Source organism: Bacillus sp. iso_77 (assembly GCF_056173625.1).
This window is the reverse complement of the sequence record NZ_CM149683.1, coordinates 2903241-2926392: the sequence shown is the minus strand read 5'-3', so window position 1 is coordinate 2926392 and position 23152 is coordinate 2903241. Positions and strand designations below refer to the sequence as shown.

Sequence of the window (23152 nt, the reverse complement as noted above, 5' to 3'; positions counted from 1 at the left end):
ATTTCACATGAAAACAGTATTTTTAACGGGTGGAACGGGCTTTATTGGGAAGCAATTAGTCGAGGAATTAGCGAAAGAGGATGTGAACATTCTTCTTTTAGTAAGGTCAAAAAGTAAAGCAACACGCATTTTTCAAGAAAGAGGTATTTTAAAAGAGTCAGTGCTGCACTTTGTTGAAGGTGATTTGACGAAAATAGATTTAGGTCTAAGTCCTGAAGATAAAGAGAGGGTATTGAAAACGGATGTGATCATTCACGCAGGAGGCCCTATGGATATTCAAGCGACAAGTAAAGAGGCAGCTTCCGTCTTTTTAAATGGCGCCAAATATATTGGTGAATTAGCTAAAAGTATTCATCAATCGAAGGGTTTACAGCAATTTATTCATGTTGTCGGTTATATGAGTCCTTTTGATGATCAAAATAGCAAGATTGCCATTGACGTGTTTGAAGAAGGAAACGATTACTTGAAAATAAAAAATTCTTATGAGAGAACAAAGTTTTTAGCAGATCTTTATATCCGTCAACAGGCATCAGCAGTAGGTTATCCGCTATCTATCATTAATCCGCCAACTGTCGTTGGAAGTAGTCAAACAGGGAGTACAGAGCAAATTGCAGGATTGGGTTTGCTTGTAAAGAGTATGCGAAGAGGGCTCATGCCGGTGATTCCTGGAGGTAAGAACTATCGGTTACCACTTATTTCAAACGATGAGTTTGCGAAGTTTATTGTACAGGTTTTCAAGTTGGAGCAGCCGGCTATTCAAACATATACACTTGTTGAAGACAAAGAGCACGATCAGAACGTTGCTGGACTATTAAGTATGATGTCAGAAAGTATGAATATGAGGACGCCAAACATCTCTGTCCCAATGCCACTGATGAAAGCTATCATGAAGAGTGGTGTAAGTAAACTCACAAACATTCCTTCTGACGGATTGAATTTTATGACAAAACGAACGTTCTCAAATGTTTCAGTGAAAAAAATAATGGGAGAAGATTGGTTTAAGAAGACGAGTGTCATGACATTTTTCCCTGCTGTAGTAGCTGATCTAGATTATCGAATGATGGCTCAAAATAGTGAGCACCAGCATTTATTTAAACGAACATTATGCGATAATAACACCCTTTACCAATTACAAGGAGAAGGGAAGCCGTTTATTTTATTACATGGTTTATTGAGTGATGGAGAAGATTTATTTCCTTTAGCACAAGAGCTTCATGAGAAAACAGGTCAACCTGTATGGATTTTGGACCTTCCTGGTTTGGGGCGTTCTCCATTTAAACGAGAGAAACATCTTCTAGATATCTATTTAAATGTAGTGAAAAAAGTAGTAGAGAAAGCGACGAATGGTGCACATCTAATCGGCCATTCATTCGGTGCGTTTATCTTACTGGAAGCATTGGGACAAGGGTACATAGATAAGAAGTATTCAATCACTTTACTTCAGCCGCCTGTTGCTAAACAAAAGGCAAATTCACTACATGTTCCTCAATTTCTGAACAAATGGACATTAAGATTGGCAACGACTCATTTGATAGAGCGTTATGTGTTAAGAAATGGTTTGTTTGAAAGCACGGAGAGCATCCCTAAACATTATATTGAAAAAATCAGAAACAGCTTTACTTCTCCTAGAATTTTAAATACGACGGTTCAGCTTAACCATTTATTACTGAAAACCGATCAAGGTGACTTTAAAGAAGTCACAAAGGATCATCTTCACATGATTTGGGGGGAGTATGACAGAGGCTATTCTGCGCCATCGCATCTTGGGAAGGTTGATTTTGTTCCGTATGGCCACCATTTCCCTCTTAGCCATCCGAGTGAAACGGCAGCATTAGTCATCAATAATATTTGTACTATCAGATAGGAGTCACCCCAAAACGAAAAAATGAGAATGATGACAAGTGAGCAAAATTTTTCGTTCTGGGTCTTGAAAAAATAGAAGTTAACGAGGTGCATAAAACGCATCTAAGGTTTTCGTCATATCATCAGATGCAGATTGTAAGATAGTCCTTTGATCTAAAATCGCTGTTCCTTGTGCCCGGACAATATGAAATTGTTGAAAGCCCATCAAGTTTTGGAATATTTCCTTTAGATAATAATATGAAAATTCCAGTGGTGTGTACCGATCGTTATTTGTGAAAATTGAGCCGCTTGCTTGAAGCAAAAGTACACGAAAATCGTCAGTCATCAGACCAACTGAACCATTTTCTGTATATTTGAACGTTTCTCTAGCAATTAAGATATTATCTATATAATCTTTCATACGTGACGTCACATTGAAATTATGAACAGGTGATACAATCACGATTCGATGATGTGCTTTGAATTGAGCCAATAAAGCTGATGAGGAAGCGGCGATTTTTTCCTCCGCAGCTGTTAATGTTTGTTCAGCTGTTTGCTTATCCCAAATACCTAGTAGCTGTTCTTTTTCGATACGAGGAATTTCAGTTCCATATAAATGTAAAATTGTTGGCTCCTCATGAGGAAATCTTTCTTTAAACTGCTTTAAAAATAGTGTTTGCAGTTTGTTTGAATAACTTTCTCGATGAGTGAAATCTGGGTGCGCGTTAATGATTAGTGTTTGCATATACATGCTCCTTTTCTTTTGATAAACTGAGTATAAAATATAAAGGTGACAATACATGTCACCTTTTTCAGAAGGAAAATCAAATGAAAAAATCAGAACGCTTAAACCAAGAGCTTATTTTTTTAAGTGATAAATATTCATTTCAGTTAAAGGATTTAGAATCGGAATTCGGCATTTCTAAACGTACGGCTTTAAGAGATATGGAAGAGCTAGAGTCCATGGGCTTAGCTTTTTATGTTGAAAATGGCAGACATGGAGGATATCGGATCGTGAATCAATCTCCATTGGTTCCGATCTATTTTCAAATAGATGAAGTTCAAGCCATTTTTTTCGCTCTTAAAGCCTTAGATCTGTTGTCAGCAACACCGTTTAAAAAGTCTTACTCACAGATTCGCCAAAAACTGTTTGCTACAATGTCTGATGAGAGAAAACATCGGATCACGAAGATTTTGGATGTGATTCATTACTATCATGTCGCGCCAGTGAGTGAACAAAATCATTTGGATTTGATATTGCAGGCAATGATGGAAGATCAAATCGTGAAGATGACATACACTCAATATGAACATAAAAGGATCAGGCTACAATTTCTTGAGTTGTTTTATCGAAATGGGATTTGGTTTACCGAAGCATATGATGTTCAGAATAAAAAGTGGGGCATCTACAGATGTGATTGTATGACGGACATGATGATCGAAGAAGAAACGAAAGACACATTGACGAAAGAAGCATTAAAAGCACTGCAGCTCGAGCACGAAAAAACCTATCATGATATCTCTTTTAAATGTCGATTAACGGAACAAGGGAAAGAGAAGTTTTTGAAGAATCATTATCCGAATATGAGATTGGAGACCATTGATGATACGCCTTATATTGTAGGGGGATACAACCAAGAAGAATTATCGTATATGACTCACTATTTGATCTCATTTGGGAAACATGTGAAAATTGAATACCCCGATGAATTAAAAGAGAGTTATTTGACTCAATTGCAAGAAATGATGGATCAATATATAAAATGAACGGATTGTATCTGAACCACAAAAACTCAACACATGAAAAAAGGCGAACTGTCGTAATTCGCCTTTTTTTATTACTTCGCCGCCTGAAATGTATTTGTTTTCGATTGGTCATTGACCTTTCCATACGTCAGCTGACGCCAGATAAATTCCATCGGTCCAGACTTAAATCGCTTTAACCATAACGTACTGAAAAGGACAAGGAAGGCATACACGCCAATAGCCATGAAGAACGTGCCAGCCGATGAAAGATGATCGGCAAGTCCAGCTCCGTACTTGAGAAATAGCATTGTTCCAATAATGGAGTGAAGCAAATAACAGGACAGGGACATTCGTCCGACTTTGGTGAACACCATTAAAGCACCTCGCAGCTGAGGAATGTGCAGAAACAGCATCGCAAGTGAACTCATATAAAACATACTGCCAGTCAATCCCCCATTTTGCTCAAGTGCAGAGACAATGTTCATCCATGGCGTATGTTCAAAAGGGGTGACCGCTGTCATAATCGTACTGGCTAGTGTGATAAGAAAAGCAATTGTACAAATCATCCAAATACGATTCCAAAGCGCTTTTTTCGTCTCCATGTTTTTGAAAAATGACATTTTCACAAAATACACACCAAGTAAAAACATGAAGAACATGGAATAGACGGTGGAAAATGAGCTCGAAGCCATCGTGAACATATCCGTCCACCGGTCACCTATCGATGCTAAATAAGTAAGACTGTTGTGACTGGTCAATTCAAAATCGGCAAAATCCGGCTTGCCTGATGATCCTGTACTGATGGTATTGAGCAGCATGGTGAAAAGAGGCGTGAGCAATTGAATCACAAAGAGTGTGATGAGCCAGTACTGGATGGTTTTGGCTGTGCGTTTGTAAAAGAAAAGCAGTAAAAAGCCCGCGATAGCATAATAGGTTAAAATATCTCCAATCCATACAAACGTGACATGCAGAAGACCGATCCCTAAGAGAATGGTTAATCTGCGAGCAAACAACTTGTTCGGGCTGTCCACCTTTTGAGCGGCTCGATCCATAAATATCATAAAACCAACCCCGAATAGAAAAGAAAATAACGTAATGAATTTCCCCGAGGCAAACCAATTCACAATGTGGTGAAAACCATCATTAGACTCCATCTCAAATCCCTTGACCGAATCTACAATCAAAAAATAGTTGACCAAAATAATCCCCATTAAGGCGAATCCTCGTACGATGTCCAAGAAATGCACCCGTTCTTTGAGACTCATTGGTTGTCCGTGTTCTACCTTGTTTACATTCATATCTATGCTCCTTTTCGTGTATTGGATCTAAAGATAAATCCTTCAATGAATCAATATACAGGTCAATTCTTAATCATTTATGAAGATCCAATTTTTTGAAAATAAATGTGACAACTTGATGGCAATTGATCATATTCATAAACACTTAAGATTTATGGTGTATCTTTTCACATAGCTAGATGATATATAGTAATAACATATAAGAATGAACATCATGAAGGATGAGGTGATTGAGACATGACCCATCGAATATTAGTTGTAGAGGATGATCAGGAGATCGGTGATCTTTTGCAGGAATCTCTGACACGTGCAGGGTATGAGGTGCTGAGAGCCATGAATGGCAAGCAGGCATTGTATGTTGTAGATGATTCGCTTGATTTGGTGATTTTGGATGTTATGATGCCAGGTATCTCTGGGATCGAAACGTGCCAGCAAATAAGAGCCACCTCAAATGTGCCGATTTTATTTTTGACCGCCAGATCTAGTACATGGGATAAAACCGAAGGATTACTCGCTGGCGGAGATGATTATATGACAAAACCTTTTTCAGAAGAGGAGCTTCACGCTAGGGTCATGGCGCAATTGCGCAGATATACCATCTATCAGGAAAAAAAGGAACAGGAAGAAACCTATTTAGTTGGCGGTAGCCTGAAGGTGAGTGAAGAATTTAATGAAGTGTGGAAAAATGGGCAGCAAATCAAGTTATCTGATTTAGAATATCGGATATTAAAACTGCTCATGAACAAACGAAACAAAATATTTTCTGCTCAAAATATTTATGAAAGCGTGTGGGGCCAGCCTTATTTTTATTGTTCAAACAATACGGTCATGGTGCATATCCGAAAGCTGCGTGCCAAAATTGAAGATGACCCGGCTCGTCCCGTGTATATCAAAACAGAATGGGGGAGAGGATACCGGTTTGGCACATCGTAAATATACGCTGACCAAAAAGCTGTCACTGCTCATTTTGGTCACTGCTATCGTAAGTGGTGTTGTCTTTTTGACACTGCAAAAGATCACCGATCACCTGATCGAAGGATATTTGAGTTCAGATGAGTATGATCAGGCAGAGTCAGCCAGATACATTCAAACCTTCAGCCGCTACGTTTCAGAACATGAGCTGACTTCAACGGATCGAAAAGCATTCGGTGAGTGGGTGAAAAAAGAAGATTATATTAATCTCACTGTTTACAAGGATGAAGTGCTTCAATATGACTCGATTTACTCTGCCGCTGACGAATCGGCCTATGGGAAAGAAAAGGTGACCGACTACGCAAAGCGTCATTCTTACCCGGTTCAATTTAGCGACGGAGAAGGTAGGGTTATGGTAGACGGATTTTACTCTTCTCGATATTACGATCTCGCCTTTACACTAGAACTGCTTGGTGCAACACTCATTTTTCTCCTGATTGTGCTTGTTGGCATTCGCCGAAGCCTACGTTACTTGCAAACGATCCGTGAAGAGATTCATATTCTTGAAGGCGGTGAGCTCGATTATGAGATGACAGTGAAGGGGCATGATGAGTTGGCCATGATTGCAAAGAGCATTGAGGATTTAAGAACAGCCTTTTTGGACAAGCTTCACGCCATTGATGATCTGCAGGAAGAGAGCCGCAGTTTGGTGACCGAAATGTCGCATGATATGAGGACCCCGCTGACATCACTCATCATGAATTTGGAATTTGCGAAAAAAGAGGGGGCCCTAACGGATACCCGCAAGGAGCAATATATAGCGAGTGCGTATGGAAAAGCCCTGCAATTAAAGAATCTGTCTGACAATCTATTTGCCTATTTCCTGCTAGATAAAGAGCACGAGTCAGAGCTTGAAACCGTTGCAGTGAAAGAAGTGATTTATGATCTTCTATCAGATCAGGTCGCCCTGCTGCATCAGGAGAATTTCACGGTCCATATTGTAGGCGAAATGCCGGATAGCTATATTAACGTAAACGTCGAGGAACTTGGCAGAGTGTTTGATAATGTGATGTCAAATTTACGTAAATACGCAGATCCTGAAAAGGACATTCAGATCACTTTTTTATCCGACCAAGATGTCTTTGAAATCCATGTGAGCAATGCGATAAAAAAGACAGACATCATCCCGGAAAGCAATGGACTCGGGGAACGAAGCATCAAGCGGATGATATCCCGAATGCATGGACAGTTTGAAAGTGTAGAAAAACGCGATACCTACTACATCGTGCTGCGATTTTGGAATACCAAAATGTAGAGAGCAAAAACAACATCATGGAATGGGGAAACAATCTGATGAAACGATTCAACAATTTCCAAAAGGTACCTGATCTTCTGCAAGCTCTTCTGAATATCTGCCTGTTCTTTCTAGCGATTGCGCTAAGCGTACTCTTAATTAGTGAAACATGGTACATCGTGCAATTCGTCTATAAAACATTGTTTAACAAAGGAGAAAGCTATTATGGAATGCTTGGCGAGCTGCTGATCTTCTTTATGTATTTTGAGTTTATTGCCTTAATTATTAAATACTTTAAATCCAACTTTCATTTTCCGCTACGTTATTTTATTTATATTGGCATCACAGCTGTCATCCGTTTGATTATCATTGATCATGAACAGGCCGTATCGACATTCTGGTGGGCACTGGCCATTCTTGCGATGACTTGTGCACTCTTTATCGCGAGCAAAAGAGATACTGCTCATGAGCATGAGGAAGTGAAGTGAGGAAGAAGAAGGACGAGTGGTCAACACTCGTCTTTTTTGTGTTTAAATGAACAGTTTTTGAATATGTGTTGATTAATGAACAATGATTGAAAGATTGACAATTGATGATGATGGATCTAGAAAATATAATATAAATAGACAGTTGTTCATAAATGAATAGGTGTATAGAAAAAGTATTCTGTCCAAAGCAGTTAACGGATTCACAAGTTCTTATGTTATGCTTTAGAAAAAGAGAAACCATTCTTTTCCTAGACATTGATTGTCATCATTCTATCTATAGGGGTCGATCGTATGCGAAGTATTCAAAGTTTGTTTGTTGAATGGTTACTTGTACTTTCAAAGAAGAAACTGAATGTTGAGGGGTATTTAGAAGAACGAAGAATGGCGAATCAATTACCTTATGTGCTGCCTGAGAAGTTGAAAAAGAAATATCACATCACCAAAAGCAGCACGTTTTCAGTCGATACGTACATGTTGAAATCAGATGTGCAGCCAGATGATCATCAGGTGCTATTTTTACATGGAGGAGGCTATATTGAGCAGCCGCTCGTATGGCATTGGCGTTTCTTGGATCGATTGACGAAGCAATTAAATAGTACGGTGTATGTGCCAGTTTATCCAAAAGCACCGAATCATCAGTATATGGATGCAATCGAGAGTGTTCTCCCAGTTTACCAAGCTCTTTTAGAAAAAGGAACACCAGAAAAAATCGTCATCATGGGTGATTCTGCTGGCGGCGGTTTATCGCTCGCCTTTGCTCAATACTTAGCAAAAAAAGGTCTCCCGCAGCCTGGAAACTTGATTCTATTATCACCATGGCTTGATGTGACATTAAGTAATCCTGATATCGCTAAAATGGTTCCAAAAGAGCCAATGCTCAACCTAGATTTACTAATCGAATCGGGCAAAGCCTATGCAGGTGATACAGATGAAACACATCATTTGATCAGTCCAATCTATGGAGAAATCAAATCGTTAGGACGAATTTCTGTTTTTATTGGCACTCATGAATTCTTTCTCCCAGATGCCCGGAAATTCAAAGAGATGGCGGACAAGCAGGGTGTTCCCATCAACTATATCGAATACCCAAAAATGAATCACGTCTTTCCTGTCTTCCCTATACCAGAAGCAAAAAAAGCGTTAAACCAAATTGTCGCGATTATTGAAAGTAATACCTTTCTTTTGAAAGATTGCAATGAATAAGAAATAGGAATGAGGATGACTAGCGAGGCTGGCCATTCTTGTTTCTGTTTGAAGGAGAAAAAAATTGACAGATACCAAGACAGAACCATTCTCATTTACAAGCATGCAGCAGGCAGCACCTGTGCATATTCCAAAAAGACAATTAATGACATCACATGACGGCACAAGCCTTGCGTAATATCCGTTTATAGCTGAAAAGAAGAACGAGGCAAATGTCATCTTAATCCATGGTGGAGGCGCTCACAGCCTAGCTGGTTATGAGCATATCGCCAATACGCTGCAGTATGATTATTGCTACGATGGTGCCAAAAGAACCTACGCTGTAAATAAACTTTTAAAAAGCTTTAAAGCTATCCATATTTTAAGAACTTATAATAAATTATATATAATTTCATCAAACTTAAAAGGCTATTGGACAAGTGAGAAAAGTTTGAAAAAAATTGGGATTAGTGGGAGAATAAGAAAAAAGATTGTGAGAGGCTAGGTATGAATAAGAAAAACAAAGTTCAAAAAATTCTTTCGTGTAAAATATCAGAAGCTAATTTTCATTCGTATTATATAGATTTTGATATTGGTTCTTCAGGAGAGTTAACTCAACGAATAGATGAATTTGTACAGATAATGTGTGAAGAGTTACCCAATTTTGCCTTCGGTTTTCATAAAGGTGAAAGTATTTCTGTGGATGAAATACTTCCAGTATTAATAGAAGCTGCAGCATCTATCTACAGAGTGACCAATTTTAAACAAGTAGCTGAAATATATAAACGTGGAGAAATAATAGAGGATGAAATAGATGATAAATATCTTAGACGAGGGGAATTTGGTGAATTATTTCTTCATTCAATTTTAAAATATTTATTTGGAACTTACCCTTTAATAGCTAAAATTTATTTTAAAGATTCATTCGGACATGCTGTTCATGGATTTGATTCTATTCATATTCAACCAGATACAAAAACTCTCTGGTTAGGAGAATCTAAATTATATACTGATGGGAAAAGTGGAATTGATGCATTAGTAAAAGATTTGTTTGACCATTTTAATTCCAATTATTTTGAAAGTGAATTCAATATAATCTCCAAAAGAATTGAAGATTCTAGGGACACTATTGATTCAAAAGGTTTTAATTCTGAATATTGGATAGAATTATTAAACAAGTATACTAGTCTTTCAGAAAAATTAGAAAATATTGTTATACCTATGTTTTGTGCATATGAAACTTCTACTTTAGATTCCTATGAAAATGATTACGATACGTTTGAAACAAGATTTGATGAAGAAGTTAGAAAACTTAATAAAAGATTTATGGAAAAAGGAAACAAACATCCCCTCTATAGTAAATTAAATATTATTGTAATACTTATGCCAGTAAAGAGTAAAAAAGAACTTGTCTCTAAACTACATAATAAATTATCAATTATTCAATCTTTAGGAATAGGGGGATAGAAAATTGAATTGGGAAGATATAAATATTTATAATATCAATAATTTAAATTTTCAAGATAGCTTTTCTTTGGCGAAGTATGTTTCAAATTTATCTTTAAGTGATAAAAAAAATGAGGCAAGGAAGATACTAATTCATATTTTAGAAATTTGGGATTATGTTAATAATGATACAAAAGATATATGGCTAGATATAGCTGAGAGTCATGGCTTCTACCCATACATAAAAGATAGACTAGATATTACTTCTGAAATTAGACAAGCATATCATTATTCAGAAAACATAGAAAATATAGTTTTCCATAAAGAACAGAAAATTCTTTCTAATTATTTAAAAAGAAAGGAGAATATTGTTGTTAGTGCACCAACTAGTTTTGGGAAAAGTTTGTTGATTGAGGAGATAGTAGCTAGTAATAAGCATAGGAACATTTTAATTATCCAGCCTACTTTAGCTTTAATTAATGAAACTAGATTGAAACTGAAAAAATATAAAAATTACAATATGATTGTAAACACATCTCAAAAAATTGAGGGGAAGAATTTGTTTATTTTAACAGCTGAACGGGTTTTAGAGTTTAAAAACTTTCCCAAAATTGATTATTGTATATTAGATGAATTTTATAAAATAAGTTCAACACGAGATGATGAGAGATCAGATGTATTAAATATAGCTCTAAAGAAAATTTTAAGTAATAAAGAGACAGCTTTTTATTTTATAGGCCCTAATATTGACTCAATTTCTTCAGGTTTTGAGGAAAATTACAATGCGAAATTTGTGAAAACAGATTATTCCTTGGTTGATACTAGAGTGGAACTGGTGAAAGTAGACTTTAAAAGTAACAAACCACGTTTAAAAGAAAAAGATAGAAAGATAAAATTATTTGAAATGCTATTTAAAAAGAAAAAAGAACAATCTATTGTATATGTCTCATCGCCTGATCGAGCAATAAAAATAGCAATGGAATACTATGATTATTTAGAAGAGAAGGAGCTTCTAGAAAAACAATCAGTATTACCAATAAATGAATGGATATCTGAAAATATTAATCCAAGTTGGAGTTATAATAAATTATTATTACAGAGAATAGGCGTTCATTCAGGAACAATACCAAAACATTTAACTCACTCAATTATTGAATATTTTAATAAAAAGAACTTAGATGTACTTTTCTGTACATCAACTATAATTGAGGGAGTAAATACTTCTGCTAAAAATGTTTTTATTTTTGATAACCGTAAAGGTTCTAATGAAATAGACTACTTTGATTTTTCTAATATAAGAGGAAGAGCTGGAAGGTTATTGAAACATTACTCTGGGAATGTGTATGTTTTTCATTCGATTCCCAAAAAAGCTAAAGTTGAATTAGATATGCCTTTTTATGATCAAGAAAAAATTTCAGATGAAATATTAATTAATTTTAATAAAAGTGAAGTTAAAGCAAAAAACATTGAAAGATATGAAGAGCTTACTAGTTATGATGAAAGGTTATTATCCATTATAAAAAAGAATGCTGTTTCTGTAAGTGGACAAAAAAAGATTATAGAAAGTATATTAACCACGCTAAGATCTAATCCAGAGCTAATTTTATGGACAGGTGAACCTTCATTTAAAGCAGTTAAATATATAACTGATATTTGTTGGGATAACTTATTGAAGGAAACAGAAACAACTAGGCCTATGACAAAGAAAAAATTACCTGTAGTTGTATATAATAGCTTAAGAAGCAAGTCAGTAAAAGAATCATTAAATAAAGAGTACAAATATTTAAAAGATCAATTTACTAAGTTGACAAAACAACAACTAATAGATAAAGCAATTAGTAATTATTTTAGAGAACAGCGACATTGGATTTCTTATAAAGTTCCTAAGTGGCTTGAGGTCGTAGATTCATTACAGAAGGAAATATGTAAAATAAATGGAGTGTCAAAATCAGGAGATTACTCATACGTTGCTTCTCAATTGGAGAATGAAGGGGTAGAAGGTGATTTTTCAGTCTTGTTAGATATGGGGGTACCATCTAGTGCTATTAATAAAATTAAAAACCAATTTTCTAAGGGAATAGATATTAAAGAATTAATTTCTGAAGCTAAAAATATTGCTGATTCATCAAATACCAATTTAATTGAATATGAAAAAGAAAAATTAAACGAGCTATAAGATAGTGTCAGAAACTATACAAATGGTTTTTCTTATTTGGTTATAAATCTAATAAGACGAATTATAATCAAATCCCTTTTGCAACCGTTCAAGTATGGAAATTCGTTCTGTCTGCGATGACAAAAGGGGTGCTGATGAGTCATTCTAAAGCTGTACGTTTTCACTATCCTGCATGGACGATCGAGAAAGATCCGCTTCTGTTAACTGCCATCACAGTCAATCTATCTCTTGCCTTAACCCCATCTGCACATCTGTACCTAAAAAACAATTTGCGAAGATGGATCGGCCGTATGGCATGTTTGTTGGAAGCAAGGATGAGCTGTTTGATGTTGAGACAGTTCTCCCTTATCATGAACTGCCGAAGAAACGGATCAAAAAACAATCAGTCTATCAAGTGCTTGAAGGACACACCCATTTGTCGATTCTACTAGAAGTGGGAAAACAGATTGGAAGAACTATCTAAGTGTGGGATCGTTATATTTAGCATGACCAACTAGTCAACACTCTACCTTTTTCTTAAAAATTTACATTGACACCATCCTTTTCTATGATAAAATCATAGTGTGATAATGAGAATCGTTATCAAACGATATGACTACATATAGAATGGATAGGTGAGGTACATGTTCAAAAAATCTTTTTGGTCGCTACTAGTTGTGCTCTCCATCGTATTACTTGCGGCTTGTGGCAGTAATAGCAGCGAAGGCAAGTCAGATAGTAATGAGAAAACAAGAACCGTTGAAAGCGCTATCGGTTCAACTGAAATTAAAGGATCGCCTAAACGTGTAGTGACGTTGTATCAAGGAGCAACTGATGCAGCCGTCGCTATGGGCATTAAACCAGTGGGTGTTGTAGAATCTTGGCTTGAAGCACCTACGTATAAATATTTAAGAGATGATTTAAAGGGTGTCAAAATTGTTGGGCAGGAAACACAACCAAACTTAGAAGAAATTGAAAAGCTGAAGCCAGATTTGATCATTGCATCAAAAATCCGTCACGAGCAAATTTTTGATCAGCTGAAAGAAATCGCTCCAACTGTTGCAACAGAAACAGTGTTCACTTTTAAAGACACAGTGAATTTAATGGGTGAAGCGTTAAACAAGCAAGACAAATCAAAAGAATTGCTGACGAAGTGGGATGACCGCGTCGCTGACTTCAAAGAAAAAGCAAAAAAAGACATTAAAAACTGGCCAATGAGTGTGTCTGTGGTGAACTTCCGTGCAGATCATGCAAGAATCTATCAAACTGGGTTTGCAGGTTCAATTTTAACAGAGCTAGGCTTTGAAGGTCCTAAAAATGTCAAAGATAAAAAGCAAGATATCATTACACTTACAGACAAAGAGAGCATTCCACAAATGGATGCAGATGTGATCTATTACTTCATGGATGATCAGGATAAAGCAGTTGAAAAAGCATATAAAGAGTGGACAAGTCATCCTTTATGGAAGCAGCTTGATGCAGTGAAAGCGAAACAAGTGCATAAAGTTGATGAAATCACTTGGAACATGGCTGGCGGTATCACCGCTGCAAACATGATGCTTGATGATATTTATGATCGTCTAGGGCTTGATAAATAAGTGTAGCAGAGGAGAAAATGTGAAAAACCATTTTCTCCTTTTTCCATAACAGATTGAAAGCGGGAATCAGATGAGAAGTTTATTAAAAAAGGATTCGAGCAAGGCACTGCTATTTGCTGGATTCATCGTGTTGATGTTGGTCTTTTTTATGCTCAGTATTTCTCTTGGGCAAACCTCAATTTCCCTCAAAGCCACCATCCATGCGTTTCTTCAGTTTGATGAGTCAGATCCAAATAGTGTGATTGTCATGACATCCAGATTATCAAGAGCTTTAATTGCGACGGTTGTTGGATCAAGTCTAGCAATTTCAGGTGCACTCATGCAGGCATTGACGAGAAATCCGCTGGCTGCACCAGATCTTTTAGGTATTAATGCAGGTGGACTCTTTTTTATTGTGATTTCGATTGTTTTCTTTTCTACCGAGTCGTTAACAGGTTATATGTGGACGGCCTTTTTAGGCGCTGCCATTGCAGGTATGCTTGTCTTTCTTCTAGGCTCCATTGGAAGAGACGGACTGACACCGGTCAAAATTGTACTCGCAGGTGCTGCGATATCTGCTCTGTTTGCGTCCTTTACTCAAGGACTTTTAATCGTGAATGAACAGTCCATTCAAAGCATCCTGTTCTGGATGGCTGGTTCAGTGTCAGGAAGAAGTATAGATATGCTGCAGCCTGTGCTGCCTTATATTCTTGGGGCGACTGTGGTGGCGCTGCTTCTTGGCCGCTCGATCAATGTCCTTTTATCGGGTGATGATATTGCGAAAGGGCTTGGCCAGCGTACGTTGCTTTTGAAGATGACGATGGGGGTACTTGTCGTCTTTTTAGCAGGTGGTTCCGTCGCTGTCGCAGGATCCATTGGATTTGTTGGTTTTCTTGTGCCGCATATTGTGAAAAAGCTTGTTGGACCTGACCACCGCTGGGTACTGCCGTATTGTGCCGTTGTAGGGGCTTCGCTTTTACTTGTCGCAGATCTTGCCGCTCGTTTTCTGATCATGCCGCAGGAAGTACCGATTGGTGTCATGACGGCGGTAGCAGGAGCGCCTCTATTTGTTTATCTCGTGCGCAAGGGGTTGAAGACAGGTGGCTAAAACATATACAGTGCGTTCAAAGGGCGGGCGCATTTCATTTCAATTTTCAAAGCGGACGTTTTTAATTTTACTATTATTGACAGGCGTTGCCTTTGGTTTATTTATTCTGAGCCTTTGTATGGGCAGCCGCTTTATTCCGCCTACTGATGTGCTGCTGCATATCTTCGGACAAGGCGAGGGAAATACGTTTGTATTAAATACGTTGAGGATTCCAAGGACCCTGCTTGCGATTTTAGTGGGAGCGGCACTTGCGGTATCGGGGCTTATTTTACAAGGTCTCATTCGAAATCCGCTTGCATCGCCTGACATCATAGGAATTACGAGCGGTGCGTCGTTTGGCGCCATTATGTTCATCGTCTTTTGGATGGGCACTGTGCCTATTGCTTATCAGTCGTTGTGGGCCATTGCAGGCGCTTTTGCGGTATCATGCCTGATTTATTTGCTTTCATGGAAAAAAGGCGTCAAGCCGATCACGCTCGTCTTGATGGGGATTGGGATTTCCGCCATTATGAAGGCGTGTGTGACGTTTACTCTTGTGCTCAGCGATACGATGACCACGACCAAGTCATACATCTGGCTGACGGGCAGTTTATATGGTTCTACAATGAAGGACGTCATCGCAATGCTTCCTTGGGTATTGATTATTTTACCGATTGTCATGGTGCTGGCAAGAACGATGAATGTGAAGGAGCTTGGAGATGATCTTGCAACAGGTCTCGGTGTCAAGGTTCAGGCGAAGCGGTTATTCTTTCTACTGATGAGTGTAACATTAGCCGGTATTGCCGTTGCATTCGCAGGTGGTATTGAATTTGTTGGACTGATGGCGCCACATGTGGCAAGGATGATCATCGGTCGTTCCTTTATTGCGCTTGTTCCAGCATCTGCGCTTGTTGGAAGTATTCTCGTGATGCTGGCAGACTTAGTTGCGAGAACGGCTTTTCTCCCGTTAGATGTCCCGGCAGGTGTGTTTACGGCGGCAATTGGTGCACCGTTCTTTATTTATTTGTTATATCAACAGCGAAATCGTTAAACGAAAGATGGGGGTTTTGATATGAAGCCAGAGTGGGTTGAGAGAGAATTACTTGATTTCGGGGTACACATCACAAATGGACCAATGACATCTGATCGCACACTTGCTGCGCTTTTTTCAGAAGCATCTATCAGACGTTTATTAGAAGCTGAAAAGGAAGCGATGCATGCACCGAATATAGCAGTGGCGGCGTCCATGTTTTCAAAACGCTATGCCTATTTAGCTGTTAGTTCTACTTTGTACTTGATGACGATGTATGATGCTGTCTACCGGTTTTCACCAGAGGCGTGTGTCTTTAGAGAAGATCGCAAAATTGAGCTAGATGAAACGCTCTGTTCATTTGTTCAGTTAGAAGGAGATCGTCATGAGTGGAGAGAGCAGGTCGTCCGCATGCTATTTACGCAGTGTGTCACACCTCTTTTAGATGTATTGAAACGTTCTTCAAGACTTCCGTATTCAATTTTATGGGAAAATGTAGCGGTACGTATCAATTCTCTTTACCGTAGCATGATGCGAGAAACGGAAGAGCCTAAAATGAAAGAGCGCGTACGGGAGGATTATTTGTTTCTGAAGAAGGCATCGGGTGATCTTTTCGGAGCGAAGCAAAATCCTTTTCAGCACAGCTTAAATTTAGATGAAAGTTTGCTAGACACATCAAATCGAAAGACTTGCTGTATGTATTATAAGCTTGAGAAGAAATCGGAAAGTCTTGATTATTGTCTCGTCTGTCCGCTTGAAAAAAAGAAAGGCACTGCTTGTTCATAGCAGTGCCTCTCTTTTTTATTCCCAAATATCGCTTACCCATTCAGGGTGATCAATAAAAGGATTGCGATTGTGCTGGTACGTTTGATAGATGATTTCGTTACGATTCCGTTCGATTTGATCGACTGGATCTTGCTTGTGCCATTTCAATAGGACAGACATTTTGCCATGAAGAGGGGCGCTTCCATTATTCACTTTGTTGTTCAATTCTAAATCTGGGAAATGATCATCGCCTTCATATCGGACGGCCATATAAAAGAGCATTCTTGCTACATCTCCTTTCACCCGGCTATGAGGTTCAAATGAGTCGCTGTCGTAGAAGTTGCCCGGCGCTCCCTTGTATTCATTTCCGCCCATATCAAAATCTAAATTTCCTCGTGTGCTATTCGTTTGTACGTCTGTTGCCCGAAGGTGATGGAGATCTGTACCAGGTCCCTGGCTCGTCCCAAAATTGCCGTGAGATTTAGCCCACACATGCTCCCGGTTCCACTGTCCCACGTTTCCTCCATTTGCTTGCTTTGACCTGGAGATACCGCTATAGAGCAAGAGCACATTGCTTGGATTTTTTGGATCTTCATCCGTTTTCTTTAATGCATCCCAAACCTGGCTGTAGGATAGCTGCGTATGATCATCAATAATATCGTGTAATGCTTTCTTAAGAGCAGGCCCAGATTTGCCAGCAGCAGATTGGTAATAGGAATCAATTTGACTTGAAGCGGTTGTTTTCGCATGTTGAGCAGATGTTTCGGTTTGTAGCTGTAACGGGGAAAAGGTGATGGTTTGACTCGGTTCATTCAGAGTAAAGCCTTGAGCATTTGCAGCGGGAGGCAGCGGAGCGGCAAATGTACCGAAAATCATGATTCCGGCGGCCACAGTTCCAAATAAAGATCTTTTCATTCTATTTCCTCCTTCATAGGGAATGTATACTCTTTAGTTCTATCATATTGCCATAAAGAAATAAATGGATTTATCGTAAATTTTATGTAACCAATTCGTAAGAAAAGAGATTGCTATTTTATCAGCATTGCTGTATAAGTGGGCATATAAGGATGGACACAGCAAGGGAGAGGATGGATAACGTGAAAGAACTACACACACCTACTAGAACCATTATGACACCAGGACCTGTCGAAGTAGATCCGAGAGTCCTTCGGGTGATGAGTACACCAATTCTTGGTCAATTTGATCCTGCATTTACAGAGATCATGAATGAAACGATGACCTTATTACGATCACTTTTTCAAACAGAAAATGAATGGGCTTATCCAATTGATGGGACGTCGCGCTCAGGACTTGAAGCTGTGCTTGCCAGTGTGATCGAGCCCGGAGATGTGATGCTCGTTCCGGTCTTTGGACGCTTCGGTCATTTGCTGATTGAAATTGGACAGCGCTATGGTGCTGAGGTACATACAATGGAATGTGAATGGGGAACGGTTTTTAAGCAAGACGACATCATCGCAGAGATGCATCAAGTCAAGCCGAAAATTGTTGCGATGGTTCATGGTGAAACATCTACCGGAAGATTACAGCCGCTTGAGAAAATTGGTGAAGCATGCCGAGCGCTTGATGCGCTTTTTATTGTAGACGCTGTGGCGACAATTGGTGGTGTCGAGGTCAAGGTAGACGAATGGAAAATCGATGCGGCAATTGGGGGCTCGCAGAAATGCTTGTCTGTTCCATCAGGGATGTCACCGATCACATATAATGAACGAGTGGCTGACGTCGTACAATCGAGAAAGAAAGTAGAAAAAGGGATTGCAACACAGGACGAACTGCAAAAACAGGTAGACATTTCTCCAATCAAAAGCAATTACTTTGATCTAAGCCAGCTGCAAGATTATTGGAGCCCGAGGCGCTTAAATCATCATACAGAAGCGACAACGATGCTTTATGCACTGAGAGAAGGGGTTCGACTTGTGCTAGAGGAAGGTCTGGAGGAACGTTTTCAACGCCACTTGTTTCATGAAAAGGCTTTAATGGCAGGACTTGAAGCGATAGGGCTTGAATTATTTGGTGATCCAGACTGCAAAATGCCGGTCGTGACGTGTATCGTCATTCCAAATGATATCGACGGAGAAGCGGTCCGGGCTGATCTTCTTCATCATTTTGGAATTGAAATTGCGAGTTCATTTGGACCGCTTGCAGGACAGATATGGAGAATTGGCTCAATGGGCTATAGCTGCCGAAAGGAAAATATTCTATTTGTTTTAGCAGGCCTTGAAGCCATCTTGATGAAATACGGAGCAGCCATCAATTGTGGCGCTGGGTTACAGGCGGCTCTTTCCATCTATGAACAAGCTGAATAAAAAAGGGATTCTCAAAATACTCGCCACCAGCGGGTATTTTTTATTTGGGAAAAAACGTTGTTTTTTGAAAAACTAGACTTATAGAGAGCGATATCGCTATACTGAAGAAGTTCTTATCATTTTTGTCATCATTTTCATTTATTTTGAAGAAAGAGGTTTTAATATGAAAAAAATGGGCAGATTGTACATTTTGATGCTCAATATTTTTATTGCCATGCTTGGATTTGGTCTGATCGTTCCTGTCATGCCAAGTTATATTGAAGCCTTTGGCGCAACTGGGAAAACACTTGGTTTCCTCGTTGCTGCAACTGGCCTCACACAATTTGCTTTATCACCCGTTGCTGGAGCGCTGACTGATCGATTTGGACGCAGAAAATTGATTATTGCCGGGATTGCTGGCTTTACGATTGCCCAGTTTATTTTTGCATTTGCTGATCAGCTTTGGATGCTGTTTGTGTCTCGGTTTTTTGGTGGTGCTGCCGGAGCTTTACTCATGCCCGCCATGTTTGCATACATCGCTGATATCACAAGTGAGAAGGATCGAGGGAAAGGAATGGGGCTATTTAGTGCAGCAATGACGTTAGGCTTTGTCATTGGACCAGGCGTAGGCGGCTATTTGGTTGAGTTTGGGATCGCTTTTCCTTTCCTCATCGCGGGTTCCTTTGCAGCCCTGTCGACGTTGTTGTCTTTCTTGTTCTTACCTGAAACTTTAACAAAGGAAAAGCAGGAAGAAGCACGATTGAATAAAGAGCTTCATTTCAATCCTTTTACGCAGATGATTCAGGCTTTAAAAACACCATACGGTTTTTTGTTTATCTTGGCCTTTGTTTTGAATTTCGGAATCATTCATTTTGAATCGATCTTTGGCTTATATGTGGACCAAAAACATGGCTTTACACCGAAGGATATTGCATTTGTCATTACGGTAGCTGGACTTGCCGGTGTCATCGTTCAAGGGGCTTTAGTAAATACCTTTGTGAAACGATATGGCGAAATGCGTGTCGTCCGTTATGCCCTTTTAGCTGCGGCGTTTATGCTGATCGCCTGCCGCTTTGCCCCTTCCTTTTGGCTAATTTTTACGGGTTCCATTTTGTTTTTATCGGCCACCTCGTTTGTTCGTCCAGCCCTCAATACATTACTATCTAAAATGGCAGGGAATCAGCAGGGGGTAGCAGGCGGCCTCAATACCTCCTTTATGAGCCTTGCGAATATCGTCGGGCCAAGTCTTGCGGGTATTTTATTTGATGTGAATATTGAGCTGCCATTTATGTTTGGAACGCTGGTGCTTTGTATGAGTTTCATTGCTTCTATTTTATGGGCGAAAAAAGCGCAGCAACATTCCCATGCCGTATCGTAAAGACAGCATAGAAAAAACCGATCAGCACAAATGGATCGGTTTTTTTCGTCATCGCTCATACTTCACGACTGGTGATTTTTCTTTATGCAGCGCATGAATCAATGCATCGTCTACATGCAAATGCTCCTTCACTAATTGAGGAGGGGTTAAGGCCATCCATTGGTTCAATGAAATATCAGCAAATCGATCGCTTTTAAACATTTCTAGAAACCAAAGGCTCGTTTGCCCAATATTTTGTATGTAATGCCCCATCCCGAAAGGAACATAACCAACATCACCTGCTCTGTAATTAAAGGTGCGAGCTGTCCCGCCTGCTCCAAAAACCGTCATTTTGGCTGTATCGGTTAAATAGTATTGCCACTCATCATTATTCGGGTGCCAGTGCATTTCTCTCATCCCGCCAGGTTTTACCTCCACAAGTGCAGCAGCAATGGTTTTAGATACTGGAAAATTGCGTGAGTCGACGATTCGCACGGTTCCCCCAGAGGTCACGATTGGTTTTTGACGAAGGAGCTGGTGGGTAAATGGCGGTTTGATGCCGCCGTATGGATCAGAGACGGTTTGGCTTTCAATGGATGCCGGTGAAGAGCCTTGAAACATATAGCGCTGTTTATGTGGAATGTGATCAAACAGCTTGATTGGCACGCCGAAATTAGCAGAAAGAATGTCTTTTGGTGTATGAGCAAACCAGTCTGTGATGGTGAACGTATCAAATTCAGAAAAAGCACCATCATCAAACACAAGGAGAAACTCACAGCCATCCTCAAGACCTTGAATGGAGTGCGGAATACCGGGCGGGAAATACCACAAGTCTCCTTCTTCTACATCAGCGATCATATTCCGTCCTTCTGCATCTACAGATGTGATCCGGGCTTTGCCTAAAATCATATATGCCCATTCCGCCTGCTTATGCCAATGAAGCTCACGAACACCTCCGCGCGTAAGCCGCATGTTTACACCAGCAATCGTTGTTGAAACAGGCAGCTCTCGCTCGGTAATTTCCCTCGACCAGCCGCCATGATTCAAGTGCATATGTGTATCAGAATATGAAAATTTTAAATTAGGAATCGTCCCCGCATCCGTTTTAGGGGGAACGAACATATCTGGGTTCTCCATATCACGCAGAACGTCTCGCGGGCCTAAATCGGTTGCGCCGGCCCCATCGTCTCGAATCGGTTGCGGGATGTGACGAATCTCCTCATCCATTTGACACCACTCCTTGTCATTCACATTTCTCCTCCAAAATATATGAGACGTAAGAAAAAAAGATTCAATTGGAATCGGCTGAAAGGTGCTTTTGAATCCGCAAAGCTAATCGCAAACGCAATGTTGCATCAGGATCTTTTAGGCTGATCTGGAGCAGTTCTTCACATTTCTCCAGTCGATATATCACGGTGTTGCGATGAACAGATAAACGTTTGGCTGTTTCTGAAATATGGCAATGTGTTTCGACATAAACAGATAAGGTGTGGAGAAGGTTTGGATCGACTTGTGATTGTTCATATAATGGGTGGAGATACCGCTCATAGAATGTTGTTAAATCTTTTGGTGGGATGAGTTTCAGTAAATCTGACACATCTTTTGCTTGATAGAACTGAATATATTCAGCTCGTAATGAGAGCAGGCCTGATTGCAGAGCATGGGCAGCTTCACTGAATCCTTTTGGCAGATCGGTGATGAGATAACCGCTTAAGCTTACACCAAAGGAAATGGTGGCATTCACATGCTGTTTAATAAGGATCTGCATTTGTTTTAAAAAAGAGCAGATCGATTTGTTCATTGCCTGCCAGCCGCCAGTCTCTTCTATAAGGAAGATGCCGATATCTCCTTTGACAAAAAGAAAGGCGGGAAATGGACAGTGCGAAAGGGTGCTTTCAAGTAAAGCAAACACATCATCTACAAGGGTTTGCTGCTTAAGGAAACAAGTGAAATGACTGCTCTGATCAAGTTGACAGACGATACATAAATAGGGAATCGTTGTGTTTAATCCAAACATGCGTGCCAGACAGGCAACATCTTGTTCTGAGGAAATCGTGCCCTCCACCCATTTGCGAAACCATTCATTTTTGGCTCGCTCTGTCGATTGCTTGATGGCATGTTGTTTGATGCGTGAAATGGACATGGCATGTACAGCTTGTTCAATTATCAAATGCAGCCCCATGTCGTCTTGAGGATGAATGAAGGCGGGAACGACTAAATAATCATAAGCTTGTTCGTTTATATAGATAGGAAAAACAGAAACGCTTTCTTTTGAATGAACCATAGAAAAATAATGCTGCTGCGTACTGTGAAACAAGCGGAGCATTTGTATCCAATCTGGATTTGTCATACCTTGGGGTGAGGTGAAAAGAATACGTCCATACTGATTGATCAAATAGACAGTTTGATGAATTCTTTGGGCCACTTTTTGCAATGCTTCAACATGATGATCGACAATGTTCATATCCACTCATTCTCCTTTTTTTTAGAGCTGAAGCCTTTGGTGAAGATGAATAAAAAAATGGACAATCGCTGTCAAAGTCTCTGATATCAATTTTATGTTATCAGCTCCATTCAATTTAGATAGAAAGTTGTGATGTAATATCACAAAAAAGATGGCAGGGCAAAATCACGTCACATCAGTCATCTTCATTCAGAAAAATGGGTAAA

General features: G+C 39.4%; 20 protein-coding genes. 15 read left to right on the top strand and 5 right to left on the bottom strand.

Annotated elements, in window-relative coordinates:
• Nucleotides 1-7: 7 nt before the first annotated feature.
• Nucleotides 8-1864, top strand: coding sequence for an alpha/beta fold hydrolase (locus AC0VYC_RS15150; RefSeq protein WP_475388763.1), 1857 nt, complete (start codon nt 8-10; stop codon nt 1862-1864).
• Between the two features lie 78 nt (nt 1865-1942).
• Here the strand turns inward: AC0VYC_RS15150 and AC0VYC_RS15145 are convergent, their stop codons facing one another.
• Nucleotides 1943-2587, bottom strand: a complete 645-nt coding sequence (locus AC0VYC_RS15145) for an FMN-dependent NADH-azoreductase (protein WP_475388761.1) — start codon at nt 2585-2587, stop codon at nt 1943-1945.
• Nucleotides 2588-2670: 83 nt separating this feature from the next.
• Here AC0VYC_RS15145 and AC0VYC_RS15140 point away from each other — a divergent pair, with 83 nt between their 5' ends.
• The gene (locus AC0VYC_RS15140) at nt 2671-3609 is read left to right on the top strand and encodes a helix-turn-helix transcriptional regulator (RefSeq protein WP_096882174.1); all 939 of its coding nucleotides are present in this window, start codon (nt 2671-2673) and stop codon (nt 3607-3609) included.
• Nucleotides 3610-3680: 71 nt separating this feature from the next.
• On the opposite strand, the gene AC0VYC_RS15135 is transcribed toward AC0VYC_RS15140, so the two are convergent.
• On the bottom strand, nt 3681-4886 hold the full coding sequence (locus AC0VYC_RS15135; RefSeq protein ID WP_427243776.1) for a DUF418 domain-containing protein: 1206 nt from the start codon (nt 4884-4886) through the stop codon (nt 3681-3683).
• 237 nt (nt 4887-5123) lie between these two features.
• On the opposite strand from AC0VYC_RS15135, the gene AC0VYC_RS15130 reads away from it, so the two are divergent.
• The 11 genes from AC0VYC_RS15130 to AC0VYC_RS15080 all read left to right on the top strand — a co-directional run bounded on the left by AC0VYC_RS15130 (nt 5124) and on the right by AC0VYC_RS15080 (nt 16843).
• Nucleotides 5124-5819, top strand: coding sequence for a response regulator transcription factor (locus AC0VYC_RS15130; protein WP_024719771.1), 696 nt, complete (start codon nt 5124-5126; stop codon nt 5817-5819).
• On the top strand, nt 5806-7113 hold the full coding sequence (locus AC0VYC_RS15125) for a HAMP domain-containing sensor histidine kinase (RefSeq protein WP_475388759.1): 1308 nt from the start codon (nt 5806-5808) through the stop codon (nt 7111-7113). Before AC0VYC_RS15130 ends, AC0VYC_RS15125 begins: the two co-directional genes overlap by 14 nt.
• Before the next feature lie 38 nt (nt 7114-7151).
• On the top strand, nt 7152-7580 hold the full coding sequence (gene psiE / locus AC0VYC_RS15120) for a phosphate-starvation-inducible protein PsiE (RefSeq protein ID WP_008346998.1): 429 nt from the start codon (nt 7152-7154) through the stop codon (nt 7578-7580).
• 291 nt (nt 7581-7871) lie between these two features.
• Nucleotides 7872-8783 (top strand): alpha/beta hydrolase, encoded by a 912-nt coding sequence (locus AC0VYC_RS15115; protein ID WP_475388758.1) that lies wholly within the window; start codon nt 7872-7874, stop codon nt 8781-8783.
• Nucleotides 8784-9269: 486 nt separating this feature from the next.
• Nucleotides 9270-10229, top strand: coding sequence for a HamA C-terminal domain-containing protein (locus tag AC0VYC_RS15110; protein ID WP_178929910.1), 960 nt, complete (start codon nt 9270-9272; stop codon nt 10227-10229).
• 4 nt (nt 10230-10233) lie between these two features.
• The gene (locus AC0VYC_RS15105) at nt 10234-12384 is read left to right on the top strand and encodes a DEAD/DEAH box helicase (protein ID WP_178929911.1); all 2151 of its coding nucleotides are present in this window, start codon (nt 10234-10236) and stop codon (nt 12382-12384) included.
• A gap of 277 nt (nt 12385-12661) precedes the next feature.
• On the top strand, nt 12662-12847 hold the full coding sequence (locus tag AC0VYC_RS15100; protein WP_335350433.1) for a hypothetical protein: 186 nt from the start codon (nt 12662-12664) through the stop codon (nt 12845-12847).
• A gap of 160 nt (nt 12848-13007) precedes the next feature.
• Nucleotides 13008-13961, top strand: a complete 954-nt coding sequence (locus tag AC0VYC_RS15095; protein WP_007500381.1) for an ABC transporter substrate-binding protein — start codon at nt 13008-13010, stop codon at nt 13959-13961.
• A gap of 70 nt (nt 13962-14031) precedes the next feature.
• Nucleotides 14032-15048 (top strand): FecCD family ABC transporter permease, encoded by a 1017-nt coding sequence (locus AC0VYC_RS15090; protein ID WP_327854916.1) that lies wholly within the window; start codon nt 14032-14034, stop codon nt 15046-15048.
• Nucleotides 15041-16078 (top strand): FecCD family ABC transporter permease, encoded by a 1038-nt coding sequence (locus tag AC0VYC_RS15085; RefSeq protein ID WP_041091855.1) that lies wholly within the window; start codon nt 15041-15043, stop codon nt 16076-16078. Before AC0VYC_RS15090 ends, AC0VYC_RS15085 begins: the two co-directional genes overlap by 8 nt.
• A gap of 21 nt (nt 16079-16099) precedes the next feature.
• Entirely contained in the window at nt 16100-16843 is a 744-nt protein-coding gene (locus tag AC0VYC_RS15080; protein WP_327854915.1) for an IucA/IucC family C-terminal-domain containing protein, read from the top strand.
• Between the two features lie 15 nt (nt 16844-16858).
• Here the strand turns inward: AC0VYC_RS15080 and AC0VYC_RS15075 are convergent, their stop codons facing one another.
• Nucleotides 16859-17737, bottom strand: a complete 879-nt coding sequence (locus AC0VYC_RS15075) for an endonuclease I family protein (RefSeq protein ID WP_327854914.1) — start codon at nt 17735-17737, stop codon at nt 16859-16861.
• A gap of 173 nt (nt 17738-17910) precedes the next feature.
• Between AC0VYC_RS15075 and AC0VYC_RS15070 the strand changes: the two genes are divergently transcribed.
• Both AC0VYC_RS15070 and AC0VYC_RS15065 read left to right on the top strand, forming a co-directional pair.
• On the top strand, nt 17911-19146 hold the full coding sequence (locus tag AC0VYC_RS15070) for a pyridoxal-phosphate-dependent aminotransferase family protein (protein WP_327854913.1): 1236 nt from the start codon (nt 17911-17913) through the stop codon (nt 19144-19146).
• A gap of 163 nt (nt 19147-19309) precedes the next feature.
• Complete coding sequence (locus AC0VYC_RS15065; RefSeq protein WP_268431636.1) at nt 19310-20503, top strand: MFS transporter; 1194 nt, start codon at nt 19310-19312, stop codon at nt 20501-20503.
• Between the two features lie 48 nt (nt 20504-20551).
• On the opposite strand, the gene AC0VYC_RS15060 is transcribed toward AC0VYC_RS15065, so the two are convergent.
• Nucleotides 20552-21709 carry an oxalate decarboxylase family bicupin gene (locus AC0VYC_RS15060; RefSeq protein ID WP_475388754.1) on the bottom strand — a complete coding sequence of 386 codons (1158 nt, stop codon included), beginning with the start codon at nt 21707-21709 and terminating at the stop codon, nt 20552-20554.
• A 64-nt stretch (nt 21710-21773) separates the two neighbouring features.
• The gene (locus AC0VYC_RS15055) at nt 21774-22946 is read right to left on the bottom strand and encodes a PucR family transcriptional regulator (protein WP_475388752.1); all 1173 of its coding nucleotides are present in this window, start codon (nt 22944-22946) and stop codon (nt 21774-21776) included.
• Nucleotides 22947-23152: the final 206 nt, after the last annotated feature.